Source organism: Mesorhizobium sp. Arg314 (assembly GCF_053714275.1).
In genome coordinates, this window is sequence record NZ_JBSKBP010000201.1 from 1 (window position 1) to 738 (window position 738).

At 60.0% G+C, this 738-nt stretch carries 1 protein-coding gene; it reads right to left on the bottom strand.

Features of this window, described 5'->3' with window-relative positions:
• Nucleotides 1-503 (bottom strand): ParA family protein (locus ACWGS9_RS35075; RefSeq protein ID WP_454509464.1); only part of this gene is annotated, 503 nt, incomplete at its 3' end.
• Nucleotides 504-738: the final 235 nt, after the last annotated feature.

The following is a 738-nucleotide window of genomic DNA, read 5'->3' on the forward strand; positions in this document are numbered from 1 at the left end:
GCCTGTATGATTGCGCGCAGTTCCGTCAAAGCTCTCGCCTTCGCATCGATGATAGTCTGTTTTGTCAGGACAAACACCGCTGGCAGCGGTCGCCGGCGTGTTTCGACCGCGAGCGGAATGTAGTGATCGGTGATCTGGATTGCGGCGGTCACGTCGTCGAGCGCGAAGAAGATCGGCACCACGACGATATCGGCGGCAAATAGCCCGGCCATGAGATTGTCGTTCGTCGTGCCCTCGGTGTCGATCAGCACCACGCTACGGTCGGCATTGTGCAATTCTGCCGCCTCCAGGATCTCGCGCGGCGTCGTGGCGCTGACGAGTTGGAGTGTGTCGGGACAATTGCCAGCCTCCTGGAGCATCTGAGCCCAGCGGCTCATGTTCTGGCGAACGTCGCCGTCGATGAGTGTTACCGCGTAGCCGCGCTTGAGAGCGACCGATGCGAGCGCGCGCAGCAGGGTCGATTTGCCAGTGCCACCTTTGGCGATAGCGGCAGATATGATCATAGCTCGGGGAGACCTTCGTTGAACCGCTCTTATGCCAATCGCCTCCCCCGGCAATTGTCATACCTCTACCCAAAGTGTAGTGTCAATTTATGAGCGAGCAACCGGACAGGACAGTGATTTTCAGGGCAGCTTTAGCCAAGATCACGGCGCGCGACGGTTGCGACGCCGCTCTTGATGCGGCAGCCGCCACGCTGGCGCATTACAGCGCTCTCGCCTCAGTCGGCATGATGCGCCA